The organism is Diaphorobacter caeni (assembly GCF_015354245.1).
GTDB lineage: Bacteria > Pseudomonadota > Gammaproteobacteria > Burkholderiales > Burkholderiaceae_C > Diaphorobacter_A > Diaphorobacter_A caeni.
Window position 1 is genome coordinate 203997 of sequence record NZ_JADKYZ010000004.1, and the last position, 18440, is coordinate 222436.

15 protein-coding genes are annotated in these 18440 nt (G+C 64.7%); 11 read left to right on the forward strand and 4 right to left on the reverse strand.

What is annotated here, in order from left to right:
* The first annotated feature begins 69 nt into the window (after positions 1-69).
* From ISG32_RS11815 to ISG32_RS11825, 3 genes are all read left to right on the forward strand, one after another.
* Entirely contained in the window at positions 70-1260 is a 1191-nt protein-coding gene (locus ISG32_RS11815) for a phosphoglycerate kinase (RefSeq protein ID WP_194771217.1), read from the forward strand.
* Between the two features lie 232 nt (positions 1261-1492).
* Positions 1493-2068, forward strand: a complete 576-nt coding sequence (locus tag ISG32_RS11820; RefSeq protein WP_194771218.1) for a hypothetical protein — start codon at positions 1493-1495, stop codon at positions 2066-2068.
* Positions 2065-2637: a FlgO family outer membrane protein gene (locus ISG32_RS11825; RefSeq protein ID WP_228529757.1), complete on the forward strand. Its 573-nt coding sequence runs from the start codon at positions 2065-2067 to the stop codon at positions 2635-2637. Before ISG32_RS11820 ends, ISG32_RS11825 begins: the two co-directional genes overlap by 4 nt.
* 303 nt (positions 2638-2940) lie before the next feature.
* Here ISG32_RS11825 and ISG32_RS11830 read toward each other — a convergent pair whose 3' ends face one another.
* Positions 2941-3822 carry a DMT family transporter gene (locus ISG32_RS11830; RefSeq protein WP_194771219.1) on the reverse strand — a complete coding sequence of 294 codons (882 nt, stop codon included), beginning with the start codon at positions 3820-3822 and terminating at the stop codon, positions 2941-2943.
* 57 nt (positions 3823-3879) lie between these two features.
* Between ISG32_RS11830 and pyrF the strand changes: the two genes are divergently transcribed.
* From pyrF to ISG32_RS11850, 4 genes are all read left to right on the forward strand, one after another.
* Positions 3880-4704: an orotidine-5'-phosphate decarboxylase gene (gene pyrF, locus ISG32_RS11835; protein ID WP_194771220.1), complete on the forward strand. Its 825-nt coding sequence runs from the start codon at positions 3880-3882 to the stop codon at positions 4702-4704.
* A gap of 23 nt (positions 4705-4727) precedes the next feature.
* The gene (locus ISG32_RS11840) at positions 4728-5621 is read left to right on the forward strand and encodes a LysR family transcriptional regulator (protein ID WP_194771221.1); all 894 of its coding nucleotides are present in this window, start codon (positions 4728-4730) and stop codon (positions 5619-5621) included.
* Positions 5622-6332: 711 nt separating this feature from the next.
* The gene (locus tag ISG32_RS11845) at positions 6333-7334 is read left to right on the forward strand and encodes a Bug family tripartite tricarboxylate transporter substrate binding protein (RefSeq protein ID WP_194771222.1); all 1002 of its coding nucleotides are present in this window, start codon (positions 6333-6335) and stop codon (positions 7332-7334) included.
* 16 nt (positions 7335-7350) lie between these two features.
* Positions 7351-8325, forward strand: a complete 975-nt coding sequence (locus tag ISG32_RS11850; protein WP_194771223.1) for a M14 family metallopeptidase — start codon at positions 7351-7353, stop codon at positions 8323-8325.
* 12 nt (positions 8326-8337) lie between these two features.
* Here the strand turns inward: ISG32_RS11850 and ISG32_RS11855 are convergent, their stop codons facing one another.
* From ISG32_RS11855 to uvrA, 3 genes are all read right to left on the reverse strand, one after another.
* Positions 8338-8715: a DUF779 domain-containing protein gene (locus tag ISG32_RS11855; RefSeq protein ID WP_194771224.1), complete on the reverse strand. Its 378-nt coding sequence runs from the start codon at positions 8713-8715 to the stop codon at positions 8338-8340.
* Positions 8716-9070: 355 nt separating this feature from the next.
* Entirely contained in the window at positions 9071-10594 is a 1524-nt protein-coding gene (exaC, locus tag ISG32_RS11860; RefSeq protein WP_194771225.1) for an acetaldehyde dehydrogenase ExaC, read from the reverse strand.
* A 311-nt stretch (positions 10595-10905) separates the two neighbouring features.
* Positions 10906-13968 (reverse strand): excinuclease ABC subunit UvrA, encoded by a 3063-nt coding sequence (uvrA, locus tag ISG32_RS11865; RefSeq protein ID WP_194771494.1) that lies wholly within the window; start codon positions 13966-13968, stop codon positions 10906-10908.
* A gap of 226 nt (positions 13969-14194) precedes the next feature.
* Between uvrA and ISG32_RS11870 the strand changes: the two genes are divergently transcribed.
* The 4 genes from ISG32_RS11870 to ssb all read left to right on the forward strand — a co-directional run bounded on the left by ISG32_RS11870 (position 14195) and on the right by ssb (position 18335).
* Entirely contained in the window at positions 14195-14701 is a 507-nt protein-coding gene (locus tag ISG32_RS11870; RefSeq protein WP_194771226.1) for a MarR family winged helix-turn-helix transcriptional regulator, read from the forward strand.
* Between the two features lie 6 nt (positions 14702-14707).
* Positions 14708-16252, forward strand: a complete 1545-nt coding sequence (locus ISG32_RS11875; protein WP_194771227.1) for an MFS transporter — start codon at positions 14708-14710, stop codon at positions 16250-16252.
* Positions 16253-16408: 156 nt separating this feature from the next.
* Positions 16409-17635 (forward strand): MFS transporter, encoded by a 1227-nt coding sequence (locus ISG32_RS11880; RefSeq protein ID WP_194771228.1) that lies wholly within the window; start codon positions 16409-16411, stop codon positions 17633-17635.
* Between the two features lie 118 nt (positions 17636-17753).
* Positions 17754-18335, forward strand: coding sequence for a single-stranded DNA-binding protein (ssb, locus tag ISG32_RS11885; protein WP_194771229.1), 582 nt, complete (start codon positions 17754-17756; stop codon positions 18333-18335).
* Positions 18336-18440 lie beyond the last annotated feature (105 nt).

An 18440-nucleotide genomic window follows, 5' to 3' on the forward strand; every position in this document is an offset into this window, starting at 1 on the left:
GGCAGTTTTATGTCCGCGCCGTGACACCGCAGGGTGAACCGGCGCCGTTCCCACTCCCCCCAAACCATCATGCATATTCTTCGTTTCTCCGACATCTGCGCTCAGGGCAAGGCCTCCGGACAGCGTGTTTTCATTCGTGCCGATCTGAACGTTCCACAGGACGATGACGGCAAGATCACCGAAGATACGCGCATCCGCGCCTCGATTCCCTGCATCCAGATGGCGCTGGACGCCGGTGCCGCAGTGATGGTCACGAGCCATCTGGGCCGTCCCACCGAAGGCGAATTCAAGCCCGAAGATTCGCTGGCGCCCGTTGCCAAGCGCATGTCCGAGCTCATGGGCCGCGAGATCCCCGTGGTCGCCAACTGGGTCGAAGGCGTCGAGGTGCAGCCCGGCCAGCTCGTGATGCTGGAAAACTGCCGCCTCAACAAGGGCGAGAAGAAGAACAACCCCGAGCTGGCCCAAAAGATGGCCCAGCTCTGCGACATCTATGTGAACGACGCGTTCGGCACCGCCCACCGCGCCGAAGGCACGACCTACGGCATCGCCGAGTACGCGAAGACCGCCTGCGCAGGCCCGCTGCTGGCCGCTGAGATCGACGCGATCACCAAGGCGCTGGCCAATCCCAAGCGCCCGCTGGTGGCCATCGTCGCCGGCTCCAAGGTCTCGACCAAGCTGACCATTCTGCAGAGCCTGTCGAAGAACGTGGACGGCCTGATCGTGGGCGGCGGGATCGCCAACACCTTCATGCTGGCCGCGGGCCTCAACATCGGCAAGTCGCTGGCCGAGCCCGACCTGCTGGGTGACGCCAAGGCCGTGATCGAATCGATGAAGGCGCGCGGCGCCGAAGTGCCGATCCCGACCGACGTGGTGGTCGCCAAGAACTTCGCGTCCGACGCGGTCGCCACGGTCAAGAAGGCCACCGACGTGGCCGACGACGACATGATCCTGGACATCGGCCCCGAAACCGCCGCCAAGCTGGCGAGTCAGCTCAAGGCCGCAGGCACCATCGTCTGGAACGGCCCGGTCGGCGTGTTCGAGTTCGACCAGTTCGCCAACGGCACCAAGGTCGTGGCCCATGCCATCGCCGAATCGAGCGCGTTCAGCATCGCCGGTGGTGGCGACACGCTGGCCGCCATCGCCAAGTACGGCATCGAAAAGGATGTCGGTTACATCTCCACCGGCGGCGGCGCGTTCCTGGAAGTGCTGGAAGGCAAGACCCTGCCCGCCTTCGAGATTCTGCAGAAGCGCGCTGGCTGATTCTCCGGAACCGGTCTGAAACCAGAGAGGGCGTACCAGTTGCGCCCTCTTTGCTTTTTGATTTATCCGTCACCACCAAGGTAAGAAACTGCGAACAAAACAACAGAAATACTGTGTCACCATGCACTTAGCGATAATTTCTCTTGTTTTTTGTAACGTCTCTGCCCAGAATCGATAGCGATCCTGGGAGTGTTGTTTTTCGCTCCCATCATTTACTGGTATGGAGGGAAAGATGGCTATTTACCAAAAGCTCGGCCTTGCAGTGGCTGTCGCTGGCATGGCTGTGGCACTGACGGGCTGCGGCACACCGCCGGTACCACTGACGAAGAATTTCGCAAAATCAAGCCAATACAAGGTCCGCGCCGCCGGACATTGGGACGCCATGTCGCGCGAGGTCGCCGCGCGCACTCGCGACAATCTGGCCCGCTCCGGCATCAACGCCGACACGCCGCTGTACGTGGCGCTCCCCCCCAACGCCAGCGCGTTCGACAACGGTTTCCGCGATCTGCTGATCACCCGTCTGATCGACGCCGGTGCCAAGGTGCAGACCGTGCCGAGCCAGCAGCTCGAAGTCACCTACAACGCGCAGGTCGTGAAGACGCCCGGCCACGCCAACGTGGGCGGCTACTCCGACGAGCCTCATGCATCGAGCTCGAACACCGAAGTGATCCTCACGACGACCGTGACCAACAACGGCATGTTCGTCTCGCGTGAATCCGACGTGTACTACCTCGCCAACGTGGATGTGCCGCTGTTCGCCAAGTCGACGCATTTCCGTCCGGTCAACATGAAGGTGGTGGGCCAATGAAGATGATTCGCAGCAAGATCGCTCTCGTCGTCGCAGCGGCCTCCGTGCTGGCTGGCTGCTCCGCCTTCCGCGCCGACCCTGTGGCGGTGCGCGCTGAGCCCACATACAAGGACGCCACCGACAACGCCTTCCTGAACAGCAGTAAGGATGCCGTGGGCAAGCTGCTGGGCGGTCTGGCGCCCGACTCCATCGGTCCCGGCCCCGTTCTGGTCGCCACCATCGTGGATGTGAACGACATGGGCCGTGCCGCGCCGCTGGGCCGCACGCTGTCCGAGCAATACGCCACCAACATGGCGATGGCCGGCTTCAACGTCAAGGAAGTCAAGCTGCGCGGCAATGTGTTCGTGCGCGAAGGCACCGGCGAGCTGATGCTGTCGCGTGAAGTGCGCGACATCGCCCGCCAGCACAACGCCGTGATGGTGCTCGTGGGCACCTACTCGCCCGCTGCCGCCTACACGTACGTGAGCACCAAGCTCGTGCGCACCGAAGACAGCCGCATCATCCGCGCCTACGACTACGCCCTGCCGATGGACCGTGACGTCAAGCGCCTGCTGGGCGCTCCACGCTGATCGCCAAGAGCATCACCGACGCTGACTGACCATCACAAAGAACAAAACCGCCCAAGGGCGGTTTTTTCTTGGCCAAAACAAATGGCAATCCAACAACCACGTCAGCAGCACACGCGGCCTTTGAATCACCAGCCCCAATGACGAGATAGGCCCTCAGGCGCGACGCCAAGCCGCAGACAGTAGTTCTCTACGGCAAGGCTTGGCAACAAAGCATGAGTGCCTATATCGTCACCTCCAAACGAGTACTGCCAACGCCCCGAGGAAGTCAGGACTCGTCACCAAGCAAAAAGCCAATCCAAAAGATCAACTCTTGCGAGCAGGCATGAGCACGGAGGCGATGGCCACCATCATCAGGCCTACGGCGGTCCAGTCCTGCCAGTGCAGCACCTCGCCCAGCATCATCGACCCGCTGAACACCCCGATCACGGGAATCAGCATGACGCTGAGCGTCGATGCCACGGGCGGCAGCGTGCGCGCCAGAAAAAACCAGGTGATCTGCGCAAATCCCAGCGCCAGAAACGCGTTGTAGAGAATGCCGAACGTGGCGGCACCATCCGGCATGACCCAGCGGTCGTGCTCGAACACGGTCGCCACGATCACCAGCACGCCGCTGGCCAGCGCGATCATCCAGAACGACAGCGTCATCAGCGGAACGGGGATCTGTATGCGGCGCAGCAACTGCGTACCGATCGCCCAGCTGAGTGCCGACGTCAGCATGATGAGCATGCCGAACGGCTTGCTGCCAAGCGCACCGATCTCGTGCCAGAGCAGCAGCAGCACGCCCAGCGCGGCGGCCGCGACGCCCAGCCAGGCGCGCGAGCCCAGCCGGTCCTTGAACACCACGCTGCCCACGATGGCCGAGAAGATCGGCATGGTGTAGGCCAGAATCGCCGCGCGGCCGCTCGAGAGGTTGGGAATGGCGAGGATCATCAGGCAGTGCCAGACGATCACGTTCGGAATGGCCAGCATGAGCACCTTGCCCCAATACTCGCGCGGAATCCGAAAGGGAATCTTCTGCGCCCACACGGCCAGGCCGATGACGGCCAGGCCGATGACCAGCGAGATGGCACGGAACGTGAGGGGAGGAAAGTGCGCGAGCCCGTGTTTCATGACGGGCCAGTTCAACCCCCAGATCACGGTAAGCAAAACCAGCAGCACAAGCTGGCGTCTAGTAAACGATGGCATAGCGGTCGATTCTGCCTGTGCAGGGCGTTTTTTGCCCACGCACTTAAAATTGCGCCCATGACCTTCACCGAAATGCTGCGCGACGCCTCGACGCAAAACCAGTCCATGCTGTGCGTGGGCCTGGACCCCGAACCCAGCCGCTTCCCGCAGGCCATGCGCGATGACCCGCGCAAGATCTACGATTTCTGCGCCGCCATCGTCGATGCCACGGCCGATCTGGCCAATTCGTTCAAGCCGCAGATCGCCTACTTCGCGGCCCACCGCGCCGAAGACCAGCTCGAGCGCCTGATGCAGCACATGCGCGCCACCGCCCCGCATGTGCCGGTGATTCTGGACGCCAAGCGCGGCGACATCGGCTCCACCGCCGAGCAATACGCCAAGGAAGCCTTCGAGCGCTACGGCGCCGATGCCGTGACGCTGTCACCGTTCATGGGATACGACTCGGTCGAGCCCTATCTGCAATACCACGGCAAGGGCGCATTCCTGCTGTGCCGCACGTCCAACCCCGGCGGCAACGACCTGCAGGCCCAGCGCCTCGCCAGCGTCGAAGGCCAGCCCATGGTCTACGAACATGTCGCCAAACTCGCGCAGGGTCCGTGGAACAAGAACGGCCAGCTCGGCCTCGTGGTCGGCGCCACCTACCCCGCCGAAATCGAACGCGTGCGCGCCCTGGCACCCACACTGCCGCTGCTGATCCCGGGTGTTGGAGCGCAGGGTGGCGACGCGGTGGCCACCGTGCGCGCAGGCCTCACGCAAGAGGGCCTGATCGCGGTGAACTCCTCGCGCGCGATCCTCTATGCATCCTCCGGCGACGACTTCGCCGCCGCCGCGCGCCAGGCCGCCCAGACCACACGCGACACGCTCAACGCGGCGCGTCCCTAAGAAGCGAAAGAGGGAGTCCGGCCATGCAACTCAAATGGCTGGAAGACTTCATCGCGCTCGCCAAGGAGCGCAGCTTCACCCGCGCTGCCGAGCTGCGACATGTGACGCACCCCGCCTTCGGCCGGCGCATCCGCGCGCTCGAGGCCTGGGCGGGCACGCCGCTCGTCGCGCAGGGCAGCGGGCCGGTGCGGCTCACGCCGGCGGGCGAAGCGTTTCTCGAAACCGCAGAGCAGCTCACCCGCAACCTCACCGAATCCCGCGCCGAGCTGCAGACCATCGCCGGACGCCATGCGCGCTCCGTCACGCTGGCCACCGGGCGCACGCTGGCGCGCACCGTCGTCGCCGACTGGCTGATGCGCGTGCGCACCCTGCTGCTTGACGGCGAGCTGCACATCCTCACCGACTCGCTGGAGGAAACCGTGAAGGCGCTCCAGCAGGGCGATGCCGATTTCGCCGTGCTCTTTCATCATCCCGCACTGGTCGTGCCGCTCGACGCAAGACAGTACTCGCACGCCACCATCGCCTCCGACAAGCTCGTCGCGCTGTCCCAGGCCCTGACCTCCGGCGAGCCGCGCCACGCCTTCAACCCCAACACGCCGACACCCTACGTCGCCTACGCGCGCAGCCTGGCGCTTGGCCGGCTGGTGGAAGACCACCTCGCCCACCACCCCGCCGCGCCCCGACTGCAGCGATTGATGGAATGCGACTCGCCCGACGCGCACCACGAATACGTGCTCAAGGGACTCGGCATGTCCTGGCTGCCGTGGTCGCTCACCCACGCCGACGTGAAGGCGGGACGCCTCGCACGCGCGGGTGACAAGCACATGGACATCCGTTTCGATGTGCGGGTGTACCGGCCCAAGCGGAAGCTCTCTGCGCTTGCCGAGAGCATGTGGGCGGAGTTGGCGAAACCTTGAACTGTTTCGCGTATGGTGGGACGGCTGGGCAGAGGGGCGAGTTTTTGTTCTGGCTGGGTGTTTGAGGGCAGAGGCCGGGAGTTCCGCCCGGCGGCGGAGTAACTTTTCGCTTGCGCGCGAAAAGTCACCAAAAGCGCGCTTTTGAATACGGGGTCACGCGGCAGAACTCGCTTTGCGCTTCGCGCGCCGCTCGGGCAACCGCCGCGAGCTAGATGTTCACTCGGAGGTCTATTCGGCACGTCGCTTCGCTCGTGCCGGGTATCTCGCGACTTCGCGAGATGCTGGGGTGCCAGCGCTACGCAATTTTTGATTTGCTTGCGAATCAACGTCACTCTAAAGAGCAGTGGGCATTTGAGCCCAACCCAACTCCATCAACGCCCCGGCACGAGCGAAGCAAAGTGCCGCAACACCTCTTCAAAACTGATTTCCGGCGGTTGTCCGAGCGGAGTGACGCAGGAACGCAGCGAGTTCCGCCGGAGGTATTGAAAAGCGCGTTTTTGATTACTTTTTGCGCGCAAGCAAAAAGTGATTGCCCCGCCGGAGGCAGTCCCGGCCTCCGTAAGCAACGCCCCCACATCTGTTCGCCACATACAAAACCAACGACATTTCAACAAAATAAGCACTCCACCGTGCCATTTAAGCACCACAACACAAACCACACATCCGCAAAATCCGCTTCATCAACCAAAAAGAACGAAACGGACCACGCCCATGAAGAGCACTCTCCCCATGTCCCGCCGCCGCGCCACAGCCCTGACCTGCAGCCTCTTCGCGCTGCTGGCGACAACCGCCTTTCCCGCGTTGGCTGAGGACCCCGCCGCCTGGCCCACCAAGCCCATCACCATCGTCGTCGGTTATCCGCCTGGAGGCAGCACCGACCTGATGGGGCGCCTCGTTGGCACCGAGTTGTCCAACCGTCTCGGCCAGCCTGTGGTGATCGAGAACGTCGGCGGCGCTGGTGGCACCATCGGTGCGCAGAAGGTCGCGAATGCGGCGGCCGATGGCTACACGCTGCTGGTCGGCGCGAACAACGAACTGGCGATCGCCAAGCTCGTGACCAAGAACGTCAAGTACGGCATCAGCAACTTCACGCCCGTGGGCCTGATCGGCTCGCAGCCCATGGTGCTGGTCGCGTCCACCAAGTCCGGCGTGAAGAACGCCAACGAGTTCACGCAGCTCGTGAAGAAGAACCCCGGCAAGTTCAGCTACGGCAGCTCCGGCGTAGGCACGGCGCTGCATCTGGCCGGCGAGATGACCAAGGAACAGGGCGGGCTGTTCATGACGCACATCCCCTATCGCGGCGTCGCGCCGCTCACCAACGACCTTGTGGGCAACAACATCGACTTCGGCGTGTTCGTGCTCTCCAGCGGCCTCCCGCACATCAAGGCCGGCAAGGTGATCGCGCTCGGCACCACGGAATCCAAGCGCTCGCAGGCCACCCCCGACATTCCCGCGCTCGCCGAATTTCCGCAGTTCAAGAACGTGGACATCACCTCGTGGTTCGCGCTCATGGGTCCGGCCAACCTGCCCCAGCCCATCACCGCCAAGCTCAAGAAAGCGCTCAACGAAACCCTGCAGTCGCCTGACTTCCGCAAGAAGATGGAAGCCGCAGGATCGGGCGTCGCCTCGCCCGACGTCGACATGAACAAGTTCCTCAACTCCGAAATCGCCAAGTACACCAAGATCGTGAAATTCGCGAAGATCGAGGAATGAAGAAGGCCCGTCCAGCATGACCCATCCATTGAAGTTTGAACTGCCCGCACCCGACCTCAGCGCCGTGCGCGCAGGCAACACCGGCACCGAGGGCGTGTGGCATTTCGACTCCGGCAAGCCCGGCCGCCACGTGCTGATCAGCGCCCTCATCCACGGCAACGAACTCTGCGGCGCCTGGGCGCTCAAGGACCTGCTCGAAGCGGGCGTGAGACCGGAGCAGGGCAAGCTCACGCTCGCGTTCTGCAACATCGACGCGTTCGACCGGTTTGATCCGCTGAACCACGACGCCTCGCGCTTCGTCCAACAGGACATGAACCGCCAGTGGAGCGACGACCGCATCGACGCCGCGGACACCGCGGAACGCCGCCGCGCCGCCGCGTTGCGCCCGTTCATTCAGCAAGCGGACTGGGTGCTCGATCTGCACTCCATGCACGAGCCCAGCGCGCCGCTTTCGCTCACCGGCGTGCAGCCACGCAATCTGGAACTCGCCATACAGATGCGCTCGCCCGAGCACATCGTCATCGACGCGGGCCACAAGGACGGCACCCGCATGCGCGACTACGGCCGATTCGGCTTGCCAGACGCACAAGCAGGTGACTCGCGCACGCTGCTCATCGAATGCGGCTTCCATGGCGATCCCCAAAGCCGGTTGGTCGCGCAGGACATGTGCGCGCGCTTTCTGGAAGCCTCGCAGATCGTCGCGGCCACCACGCTCGCGGCCCGGCTCCCGCACTGGAAGCAGCCCGACGCGCCCCGCCAATGGGCTCTCGAAGTGACCGGCCCGGTCGTGGCCAAGAGCGAACGCTTCACCTTCACCGAGCCCTTCACCGGCCTTGAGGTCATCGCAAAAGCAGGCACCGTGATCGGCGACAACGACGGCGAACCCGTGACCACGCCCTATGACGACTGCGTCCTCGTCATGCCCTCCACCCGCCAGGCCCGCAACGGCGTGACGGTGGTGCGCTTCGCGCGCAGACGCCTGGTCAGCTGACGGCCCCGACGGTCATGAAGACGCTGGGCGCTCAATGCCCAGCTCTTTGAGTTCTTCATCGCTGAACACCCGCGAGCGCGTGTGAAACGCCTTGCCCGTAGGCCCTTCCAGCGACAGCGTCCCGCCATGCCCTTCGATCACATCGATGATCAGCTGCGTGTGCTTCCAGTACTCGTACTGCGCGATCCCGATGTAGAACCGGCACCCACCGATCACTCCGAGAAACACATCCCCCGCCCCCATCGTGATCTCACCGGGCAAATAGCAATTGGCCGCACTGTTGTCGCAGCACCCGCCCGACTGATGGAACATCAGCTCGGGCCCGTACTGCAGTTTGAGTTCTTCGATCAGCGCAACGGCTGCATCGGTAGCAACGACTTTATCGACCATGCTGGGCCTCTAAAAAATGGCGGCAGTGCAAGCGCCACCGGAACGAGAACCGGCACGAGCGAAGCGATGTGCCGTACGCACCTCTTCAAAACTGACTTCCGGCGGTTGTCCGAGCGGAGCGCGCAGCGCGAAGCCGAGTTCTGCCGGATGACTTCCAAGCGCATTTTTGGTGACTTTTTGGGCAAGACCAAAAAGTTACTGCCCCGCCGGGGGCAGTCCCGGCCTCCATCCTCAAAGACTCCACAGAAGTCCCAAAAACCCCTCACCCCGCCCTCTCCCGCAAGCCAGTGAAAGCAAGCAAGAGAGGGTTCCATCACCGGCTGAACCAGCCGGATGATCAGACTCAGGCTCAGGCTCAGAAGAAGCCGAGCTTGTTCTCGTTGTAGCTCACCAGCAGATTCTTGGTCTGCTGATAATGATTGAGCATCATCTTGTGATTCTCACGCCCGATGCCCGATTCCTTGTAGCCACCGAACGCCGCGTGCGCAGGATAAGCGTGATAGCAGTTCGTCCACACACGTCCCGCCTTGATCGCGCGTCCCATGCGGTACGCCACGTTGCCATTGCGGCTCCACACGCCGGCGCCAAGGCCGTACAGCGTGTCGTTCGCCAGTTCGAGCGCCTCTGCCTCGTCCTTGAAGGTCGTCACCGCCAGCACGGGGCCGAAGATTTCTTCCTGGAAAATGCGCATCTTGTTGTGGCCCTTGAACAGCGTGGGCTGCACGTAGTAGCCGCCGTCCAGATCGCCGCCGAGCTTGGCTTGCTCGCCACCGGCCAGCACTTGCGCGCCTTCCTGCTTGCCCAGATCGAGGTACGACAGGATCTTGGTGAGCTGCTCCTTGCTGGCCTGTGCGCCCATCATCGAGTCGGTGTCCAGCGGGTTGGCATGCTTGATCGCGGCCACGCGCTTGAGCACGCGCTCCATGAACTTGTCGTAGATGCTCTCCTGGATCAGCGCGCGGCTCGGGCAGGTGCAGACTTCACCCTGATTGAACGCGAACAGCACCAGACCTTCGATGGCCTTGTCGAGGAACGCATCGTCCTTGTCCATGATGTCGGCAAAGAAGATGTTGGGCGACTTGCCACCGAGTTCCAGCGTGGCCGGAATCAGGTTGTTGGCGGCTGCCTGAGCGATCACGCGGCCGGTGCTTGTCGAGCCGGTGAACGCGATCTTGGCGATGCGCTTGCTTGTCGCGAGCGGCATGCCTGCCTCGCGGCCAAAGCCGTTGACGATGTTGAGCACGCCGGGCGGCAGCAGATCGGCGATCAGCTCGGCCAGCAGCAGGATGCTGATCGGTGTGCTTTCCGCGGGCTTGAGCACGATGGCGTTGCCTGCGCCGAGTGCCGGTGCGAGCTTCCATGCGGCCATCAGGATCGGGAAGTTCCAGGGAATGATCTGGCCCACCACGCCGAGCGGCTCGTGGATGTGATACGCCACGGTGTTCGCGTCGATCTCGCTGATGCCGCCTTCCTGCGCACGCAGGGCACCGGCGAAATAGCGGAAGTGGTCCACGGCCAGCGGAATGTCGGCGTTCAGCGTTTCGCGGATCGCCTTGCCGTTGTCCACGGTCTCGGCGTAGGCGAGCATTTCCAGATTGGCTTCGATGCGGTCGGCGATCTTCAGCAGGATGTTGGAGCGCGTGGTCGCATCCGTCTTGCCCCATGCGTCCGCAGCGGCATGCGCGGCGTCCAGCGCCAGCTCGACGTCCTCCGCCGTGGAGCGCGCGGCCTGGGTGTAGACCTTGCCGTTGACCGGCGTGATCACGTCGAAGTACTGGCCCTTCACGGGCGCAACGAACTTGCCGCCGATGAAGTTGTCGTAGCGTGCCTTGTAGGCGATCTTGGCGCCAGCCGCGCCGGGTGCTGCGTAAACCGTCATGCTCGTAGTCTCCAGAATTGCAGGTTGTTGATTGGCTTCTGAACCAGCCGAAATGCGTGAACATGCATCCGACTGACTCATCGGACAGGTCGCGTTGCGCCTGCCGATGCCACTGCTTACTCAAGACCCGTGCCAGTTCGCTTGCCGCTCGCAAGCGCTTGATTTCATGAGGGTTTTCGGAGGGGCGAGCTCCGCCTTCCAAAGCGTGCGCCGTACGCTGGAACGCTCCATGCCACGACAACTGTCACGAAACGGAACACCCACCCTGGGACACTGCGCCACGCCCGGAACACACCGGAAAGCGCGGGCGGTCAACCCTTCACGTATCGCTGCAGATAGCGCCCTGTATGGCTCGCCGGGTTCTGTGCCACTTCCTCCGGCGTGCCCGTGGCCACCACCATGCCGCCGCCCGCGCCGCCTTCGGGGCCCATGTCGATGATCCAGTCGGCCGTCTTGATGACGTCGAGATTGTGTTCGATGACGACGATGGTGTTGCCCGCGTCGCGCAGTTGCAGCAGCACCTTGAGCAGCAGGTCGATGTCGGCGAAGTGCAGGCCCGTCGTCGGCTCGTCGAGGATGTAGAGCGTGCGGCCGGTGTCGCGCTTGGACAATTCCTGCGCCAGCTTCACGCGCTGCGCCTCGCCGCCCGAGAGCGTGGTCGCGCTCTGGCCGAGGCGGATGTAGGACAGCCCCACGTCGAGCAGCGTCTGCAGCTTGCGCGCGATGGTCGGCACGTCCTTGAAGAAGGCGTGCGCGTCCTCGACGGTGAGGTCGAGGATCTGCGCGATGTTCCTGCCCTTCCAGAGCACCTCGAGCGTCTCGCGGTTGTAGCGCTCGCCGTGGCAGACGTCGCAGGGCACGTAGACGTCGGGCAGAAAGTGCATCTCGACCTTGACCACGCCGTCGCCCTGACAGGCCTCGCAGCGGCCACCGGCCACGTTGAAGCTGAAGCGGCCCGGCCCGTAGCCACGCTCGCGCGCGGTGTTGGTCTCGGCCATGAGCTCGCGGATCGGCGTGAACAGGCCGGTGTACGTCGCCGGATTGCTGCGCGGCGTGCGGCCGATGGGCGACTGGTCGACGTTGATGCACTTGTCGAAATAGTCGATGCCCTCGATCGATTCGTGCGGTGCGGGCTCGTCGTGCGCGCGGTAGAGCTGGCGAGCGACGGCGGCGTACAGCGTGTCGTTGACCAGCGTGCTCTTGCCCGAGCCCGAGACGCCGGTCACGCAGGTGAGCAGCCCCACGGGGAATTCCGCCGTCACGTTCTTCAGACTGTGACCCGTGGCGCCGTTCACACGCAGCGCCTGAAGACGCCCCTGCGTGGCGCGGTGCACTTCCATGCGCTCGGCCTTGCGGCGGCTCGCGGGAGTTTCGGGAAAGCGCGATTTGCTGGCCTTCTCCGGCGCTGCGGGCAGGTCGGATTCGAGCACCGGCTGCCATGGCGTGCGGCGCTTGGGCACCGGAATGCTGAGCTTGCCCGAGAGATATTGGCCAGTGAGCGAGTTCGGCTCGGCGCAGAGTTCGTCATACGTGCCCTGCGCCATGACCCGGCCGCCGTGCACGCCCGCGCCCGGCCCCATGTCCACGCAGTGGTCGGCGGCGCGGATCATGTCCTCGTCGTGCTCCACCACGATCACGCTGTTGCCGATGTCGCGCAGATGCTGGAGCGTGCCGATCAGCCGATCGTTGTCGCGCTGGTGCAGGCCGATGCTGGGCTCGTCGAGCACATACATCACGCCCGTGAGGCCCGAGCCGATCTGGCTGGCCAGGCGAATGCGCTGCGCCTCGCCGCCCGAGAGCGTTTCGGCGCTGCGGTCCAGGCTCAAATAATTCAGCCCCACGTCGTTCAGAAAAGTCAGGCGCGACGCGATCTCCCGCACGATCTTGTCGGCGATCTCGGCCTTGGCGCCGCCGAGTTTGAGGTGCTGGAACCAGGCCAGCGAATCCGACAGCGTGCGATGGCTGATCTGCTGGATGGCGAGCGCCTCGTCGCCCTCGCCCACCTTCACATGGCGGGCCTCGCGGCGCAGGCGCGCGCCGTGGCAGTCGGGGCAGGACTGCGTGCTGCGGTAGCGGGCGAGGTCTTCACGCACCACGGACGAATCCGTCTCGCGATAACGCCGCGCCATGTTCGGCAGAATGCCTTCGAACGGATGGCTGCGCAGCACCGGCTTGCCCTTGTTCGGGCCGCTGTCGATCAGGTAGGAGAACGCGATTTCCTCGGTGCCCGAGCCCTGCAGCAGCACGTCGCGCACGCGTTCGGGCAGCTCCTCGAACGGCGTCTCGACGTCGAAACCGTAGTGCTTGGCCAGGCTCTCGAGCATCGCGAAGTAGTAGCCGTTGCGGCGGTCCCAGCCCTTGATCGCGCCGCTCGCCAGGCTCAGCGTGGGAAAGGCCACCACGCGCGCCACGTCGAACACTTCCTGCTGGCCGATGCCGTCGCACGACGGGCAGGCGCCGGTGGGCGAATTGAACGAGAAGAGGCGCGGCTCCAGCTCGGGCAGCGAGTAGCCGCAGACCGGGCAGGCGAACTTGCTGGAGAAGAGGTGCTCCTTACCGGAATCCATCTCCAACACCAGCACGCGGCCATTGCCTTCGGCGCCGCCCACGCGCAGCACCGCCTCGATGCTTTCGGCGAGGCGCTGCTTGGCGTCCTCGCGCACCCGCAGGCGGTCAATCACCACGTCGATGTCGTGCTTCTCGGTTTTCTTCAGTGGCGGCAGGTTCTCGAATTCGTAGACCGTGCCGTCCACGCGAAAGCGCACATAGCCGAGCGCCTGCATCTGCGTGAACAGCTCGTTGAACTCGCCCTTCTTCTGCCGCGCCACCGGGGCGAGCAGCATGATGCGCGATTCGCCGGGCAGCGCGAGCACCGCGTCCACCATCTGGCTCACGGTCTGCGAGGACAGCGGCAGCCCGTGGTCCGGGCAGAACGGCGTGCCCGCGCGGGCGTAGAGCAGGCGCAGGTAGTCATAGATCTCGGTGACGGTGCCGACCGTGGAGCGCGGGTTGTGGCTGGTCGCCTTCTGCTCGATGCTGATGGCGGGCGAGAGGCCCTCGATCAGGTCGACATCGGGCTTGTCGAGCCGGCCGAGAAACTGCCGCGCGTAGGTCGACAGACTTTCCACATAGCGCCGCTGCCCCTCGGCATAGAGCGTGTCGAAGGCCAGGCTCGACTTGCCCGAGCCCGACAGCCCGGTGATCACCACGAGCTGGTCACGCGGAATGTCCAGATCGATGTTCTTGAGATTGTGCGTGCGCGCGCCGCGGATGCTGATGCGCCGCTCGCGCAGCGACTGCGCCAGATAGCGCCCATTGCCGAGTTCGCGGGATTCGCGGGGTTCACTGGGCTCGCGGGGTTCTTCAGAATGCATCGGCGGGGACTGGTCGGGCTGGTCTTGCTTGGAGGGCATGGAATCTCGAATCTCATACTTCGCAGGCGAACCGGACATCATAGGTCACCACCCCATCGACTGCACAGCCCCGCACGATTCAAGACTATTGCGCGCAGCCCTTCCTCTGAAAAGGACTCGTGCAAGCGGTATTTGATTACGAACGATATAATTTCATTTGTAATTGAATTTTCAAAACACCTCCACCATGAGCCTTGATTCCCGCCTCGAACGCATTCTGGCCGGCAAGCCCAAGCCGCTGCTGGATGCCGTGACCGCCTCCCGGCTGCTGCTGCAGACGGCCGTGCTTCTGGAGCAGCGCGTGAACGAGGCGCTGGCGCCACACGCGCTGCACATGAAGGAGTACCTTGCGCTCCATCTGCTGGCCGACAGCGTGCACGAGCCACTGCGGCCGTCGGCGCTCAGCGTGTCGCTCAGCGCCACCCGCACGCAGGTCACCCGGCTGCTCGACGGGCTGGAGCGGCGCGGGCTGGTCGTGCGCACGGCCGACGCACAGGATCGCCGCAGCCTGCAATTGCAGCTGACGGAGCCAGGCTCGGCACTGCTCGCGCGCACCATGCCGGTGGTGCAGTCGGTGTATCAACAGACCTGGTCATCCATTGGCGACAGCGCCACGCACGCCATGCAGCAACAGTTGCGTCAGGTACTTGACCGGCTGCAGAACATGGACGCCGGGGCCATCGACACGGAGTAGCGCACCATGCAGGCCGCACGCTGGCAGCATTTTCTGCACCGTGAAAAGCAGCTTCTGCTCATGTGGCTGCTGGGCGCGCTCGCGGGCATGGAGTTTCTTGAAAACGGCATGTTCGTCTTCGCCTCGTCCCACATTCTGGGCGGCATCGGCGTGGCGCCGCGCGAGTTCGCACAGGTGCAGGCGGCCTACGCCATCGGCAGCATGCTCATGATCGCCATGCAGCAATGGCTCTCGCGGCATTTCGGCTACCGCCACTATCTGCTCGCGGCGCTGCTGCTCTATGCGCTCGGCGATCTAGCGTCGGCCAGCGCGGGCAATCTGGCGGAGCTCACGACCGCGCGGCTGGTGCAGGGCCTGGGCGGCGGCGCGTTCTTCATCAGCACGCGGGTGCTGATTCCGATGCTGTTCTCGCCCGCGCTGCGGCCCAAGGCCACTCGGGTCTACATGCTCAGCATCTTCGGCGTGGGCGCGGTCGGGCCAGTGCTGTCGGCCTGGCTCGTGGAGAACTGGGGCTGGCGCTGGATATTCTGGGCCGTGCTGCCGCTGGCGGCGGTGATCGCGGCGGGCGTGCGCGGGCTGCTGCCCCGGCACCTCGGCCGCAGCAGCACGCCGGTGAAGTTCTCGGTCGCGCCGGTGCTGCTCTTCGTGCTGGCGATCGGCTGCGTGCAATGGAGCTTTTCCGAAGCCCGGTATGAGCTGTTCGACAGCCCCGGGCGACTCGCCCTGGTGATCCTCACGGGCGTGCTGCTGCTCGGCCTTTTCGGCATCCATCAGTGGAAGCATGACGAGCCGCTGCTGCACCTGCGCGACCTCACCCACCCCGGCTTTCTCGTGGGCATCGCGCTGTATGCGCTCTACTATTTCATCGTCAATTTCAGCAACTACCTGTTCCCGCAGTTCGCCGAGCAGGGCCTGCACATTCCGCTGATCACCACCGGCTGGCTCAACAGCTTCTCGGCGCTCATCAGCCTGATGGTCGCGATCCTCTACATCAAGTACGCGGCCAAGGTCACCAACAAGCGGGCGCTGATGATGGCCGGCTGCGTCGCCATGGCGGGCGCCGCGTTCTGGCTCAGCAGCGTGCCGCCTGACGCCCCCATCAGCGCGCTCTGCGGCGCGCTCGTCATCAAGGGCTTCTTCGGCGTGCTGATGGTGCTGCCCGTGGCCGCGCTCACCTTCCGCGCGCTGGAGGCCAGGCATTTCGCCAAGGGCTACCAGAGCAAGAACATCATGCGCCAGATGATGGCCTCGTTCGCCTCGGCCGTCGCCGCCGTCGCGCTGCAGGACAGCCGCTTCATCCAGCACGGCCACCTGATTGAGCGCGTCACGCCGTCCAACCCCGCCGCCGTGTCATGGCTGGACGGCACGCAGGCGCATTTCGAGCAACTCGGCTATTCGGTCGCGGAGGCCCACACCGCAGCGCTCGTCCAGCTGAATGCCATCGTCGAGCAGCAGGCGCTGCTTCTGGCCTGCCAGAGCCTCTACCAGTGGCTCGCCGCCGTGGCCGCAGTCGCCGCGGTGGTGGTGATGGCGCAGCGCCATCTGCGCTGAAATCCTGCATCAAAGGAGACAGGACGTGGGCATGGCAAAATCTGCCACGTCATTCCATCCCAACTCAACCAGCGACGGGGACCGCCCCGCACACCCCACTCTCTTTGCCCGCCCGTGTCGGATCACTCTTCGCCTTCCCCCCAAAGCTCCACCAAGATGACGCCGCTGGAGCGCCGCTCCAGCATCAGCCTCGCGCTGATCTTTGCGCTGCGCATGCTCGGGCTGTTCCTGGTGCTGCCGGTGTTTGCGCTCGAGGCGCGCAAGTACCCCGGTGGCGATGATCCCGCGCTGGTCGGGCTGGCCATGGGCATCTACGGGCTCACGCAGGCCTTTCTGCAGCTGCCGCTGGGCATGGCGTCCGACCGCTTCGGGCGCAAGCGCGTGATCGTTTTCGGACTGCTTGTTTTTGCAGCGGGCAGCCTGCTCGCCGCTCTGGCGGACTCGCTCACCGGCCTGCTGATCGGCCGTGCGCTGCAGGGCGCGGGTGCGGTGTCCGCCGCAGTCACCGCGCTGCTCGCGGACCAGACGCGCGACGGCGTGCGCACCAAGGCCATGGCGATGGTGGGCGGCAGCATCGGCCTGATGTTCGCCGTGGCGCTGGTGGCGGCGCCCGCGCTCACCTCGCTGGTGGGACTTTCCGGCCTGTTCGGCCTGACCTGCGCGCTCGCGCTGGCCGGCATCGCCGTGGTGATCTGGGTGGTGCCGCCCGAACCCGCCAAACATGCCAACGAGCCGCGTGGCCGCGCCGTCGACGCGTGGAAGCACCCCGACCTGCTGCGCCTGAATCTCGGCGTCTTCGTGCTGCATACCGTGCAGATGTCCATGTGGGTGGCCGTGCCCATGCTCATCGTGCAGGCCGGCCTGCCCAAGAGCGAACACTGGCACATCTACCTCCCCGCCGTCGTGCTGTCGTTCGTCGCCATGGGCGCGTTGTTCTCCATGGAGCGCAAGGGCCGCCTGCGCGCTGCGCTGCTGGGGGCGATCGGGCTGATTCTGGTGGTGCAGATCGCGCTCGGCGTGCTGTTCGCCAGCGGCAGCACGCCCTCACTGATGGTGATGGCCGTGGTGCTGTTCGTGTTCTTCTGCGGCTTCAACGCCCTTGAGGCGACGCAGCCCAGCCTGGTCTCCCGCATGGCTCCGGCCCATCTGCGCGGCGCGGCGCTTGGCAGCTACAACACGCTGCAGTCGCTGGGCCTGTTCGCGGGCGGTGCGCTTGGCGGGCTGCTGATCAAGTCGCTGGGCGCCCCCGGCCTCTTTGGCGTGACGGCGGCCATGTGCGCGACCTGGCTGCTGGTGACTTGGCCGCTGCGCCCCATCGGCCGCGCCGAGGCCGCCAAAGCCACCAGCGAGAGCGCCGCGAAGAATATTCCTGCCGCGCACTGAGGGCCGCAAAAAAAGCGGTCCCCGTCCGCTCCCGGCTTGGTGCACAATCCCCCGTTCAGGCGCGCTACTCAAACTCCATTTGGCGCGCAGATTCAACATTTTTGAAGGTATCTGCAGCATGGCATCCGTCAACAAAGTCATCATCGTCGGCAATCTGGGACGTGATCCCGAAATGCGCACCTTCCCGAGCGGCGATCAGGTCGCCAACGTCACCATCGCCACCACCGACCGCTGGCGCGACAAGAACACCGGCGAAAACCGCGAAGCCACCGAATGGCACCGCGTCGTCTTCAACGGTCGCCTGGCCGAAATCGCCGGCCAATACCTGCGCAAGGGCTCGCAGGTCTACGTGGAAGGCAGCCTGCGCACCCGCAAGTGGACCGACCCCCAGAGCGGCCAGGAACGCTACGCCACCGAAATCCGCGCTGACCAGATGCAGATGCTGGGCAGCCGTCAGGGCATGGGCGGCGGCAACGGCGGTGGCGGTCAGGGCGGATATGACGACAGCGGCTACGGCGGTGGCAACGACGGCGGCTACGACGCAGCCCCCTCGCCAGCCCCACAGCGCCGCGCGGCCCCCGCCCCGATGGCGGCTCGTCCCGCTCCGGCACCCGCTCCACGTCCAGCCCCCGCACCGGTGCAGCAGGCCCCGCGCGCGAATTCCGGCTTCGACGACATGGACGACGACATTCCATTCTAAAAAGCCGCGTTCAAGGGACCTTCGGGTCCTGGTTTTGGTCCCCATCCAGAGCATCCAGACAACCCGTGACGCCGAAAGGCCCACGGGTTTGTTGTCTTTTGCAGC

What these genes read in the sequence shown, in the direction of transcription:
- ISG32_RS11825 (WP_228529757.1), top strand. Translation starts at nt 2,065, where the DNA reads ATGAAGATGATTCGCAGCAAGATCGCTCTCGTCGTCGCAGCGGCCTCC.
- ssb (WP_194771229.1), top strand. Translation starts at nt 17,754, where the DNA reads ATGGCATCCGTCAACAAAGTCATCATCGTCGGCAATCTGGGACGTGAT.
- ISG32_RS11820 (WP_194771218.1), top strand. Translation starts at nt 1,493, where the DNA reads ATGGCTATTTACCAAAAGCTCGGCCTTGCAGTGGCTGTCGCTGGCATG.
- ISG32_RS11840 (WP_194771221.1), top strand. Translation starts at nt 4,728, where the DNA reads ATGCAACTCAAATGGCTGGAAGACTTCATCGCGCTCGCCAAGGAGCGC.
- ISG32_RS11850 (WP_194771223.1), top strand. Translation starts at nt 7,351, where the DNA reads ATGACCCATCCATTGAAGTTTGAACTGCCCGCACCCGACCTCAGCGCC.
- ISG32_RS11875 (WP_194771227.1), top strand. Translation starts at nt 14,708, where the DNA reads ATGCAGGCCGCACGCTGGCAGCATTTTCTGCACCGTGAAAAGCAGCTT.
- ISG32_RS11880 (WP_194771228.1), top strand. Translation starts at nt 16,409, where the DNA reads ATGACGCCGCTGGAGCGCCGCTCCAGCATCAGCCTCGCGCTGATCTTT.
- ISG32_RS11845 (WP_194771222.1), top strand. Translation starts at nt 6,333, where the DNA reads ATGAAGAGCACTCTCCCCATGTCCCGCCGCCGCGCCACAGCCCTGACC.
- ISG32_RS11855 (WP_194771224.1), bottom strand. Translation starts at nt 8,715, where the DNA reads ATGGTCGATAAAGTCGTTGCTACCGATGCAGCCGTTGCGCTGATCGAA.
- ISG32_RS11830 (WP_194771219.1), bottom strand. Translation starts at nt 3,822, where the DNA reads ATGCCATCGTTTACTAGACGCCAGCTTGTGCTGCTGGTTTTGCTTACC.
- ISG32_RS11870 (WP_194771226.1), top strand. Translation starts at nt 14,195, where the DNA reads ATGAGCCTTGATTCCCGCCTCGAACGCATTCTGGCCGGCAAGCCCAAG.
- ISG32_RS11815 (WP_194771217.1), top strand. Translation starts at nt 70, where the DNA reads ATGCATATTCTTCGTTTCTCCGACATCTGCGCTCAGGGCAAGGCCTCC.
- pyrF (WP_194771220.1), top strand. Translation starts at nt 3,880, where the DNA reads ATGACCTTCACCGAAATGCTGCGCGACGCCTCGACGCAAAACCAGTCC.
- uvrA (WP_194771494.1), bottom strand. Translation starts at nt 13,968, where the DNA reads ATGCATTCTGAAGAACCCCGCGAGCCCAGTGAACCCCGCGAATCCCGC.
- exaC (WP_194771225.1), bottom strand. Translation starts at nt 10,594, where the DNA reads ATGACGGTTTACGCAGCACCCGGCGCGGCTGGCGCCAAGATCGCCTAC.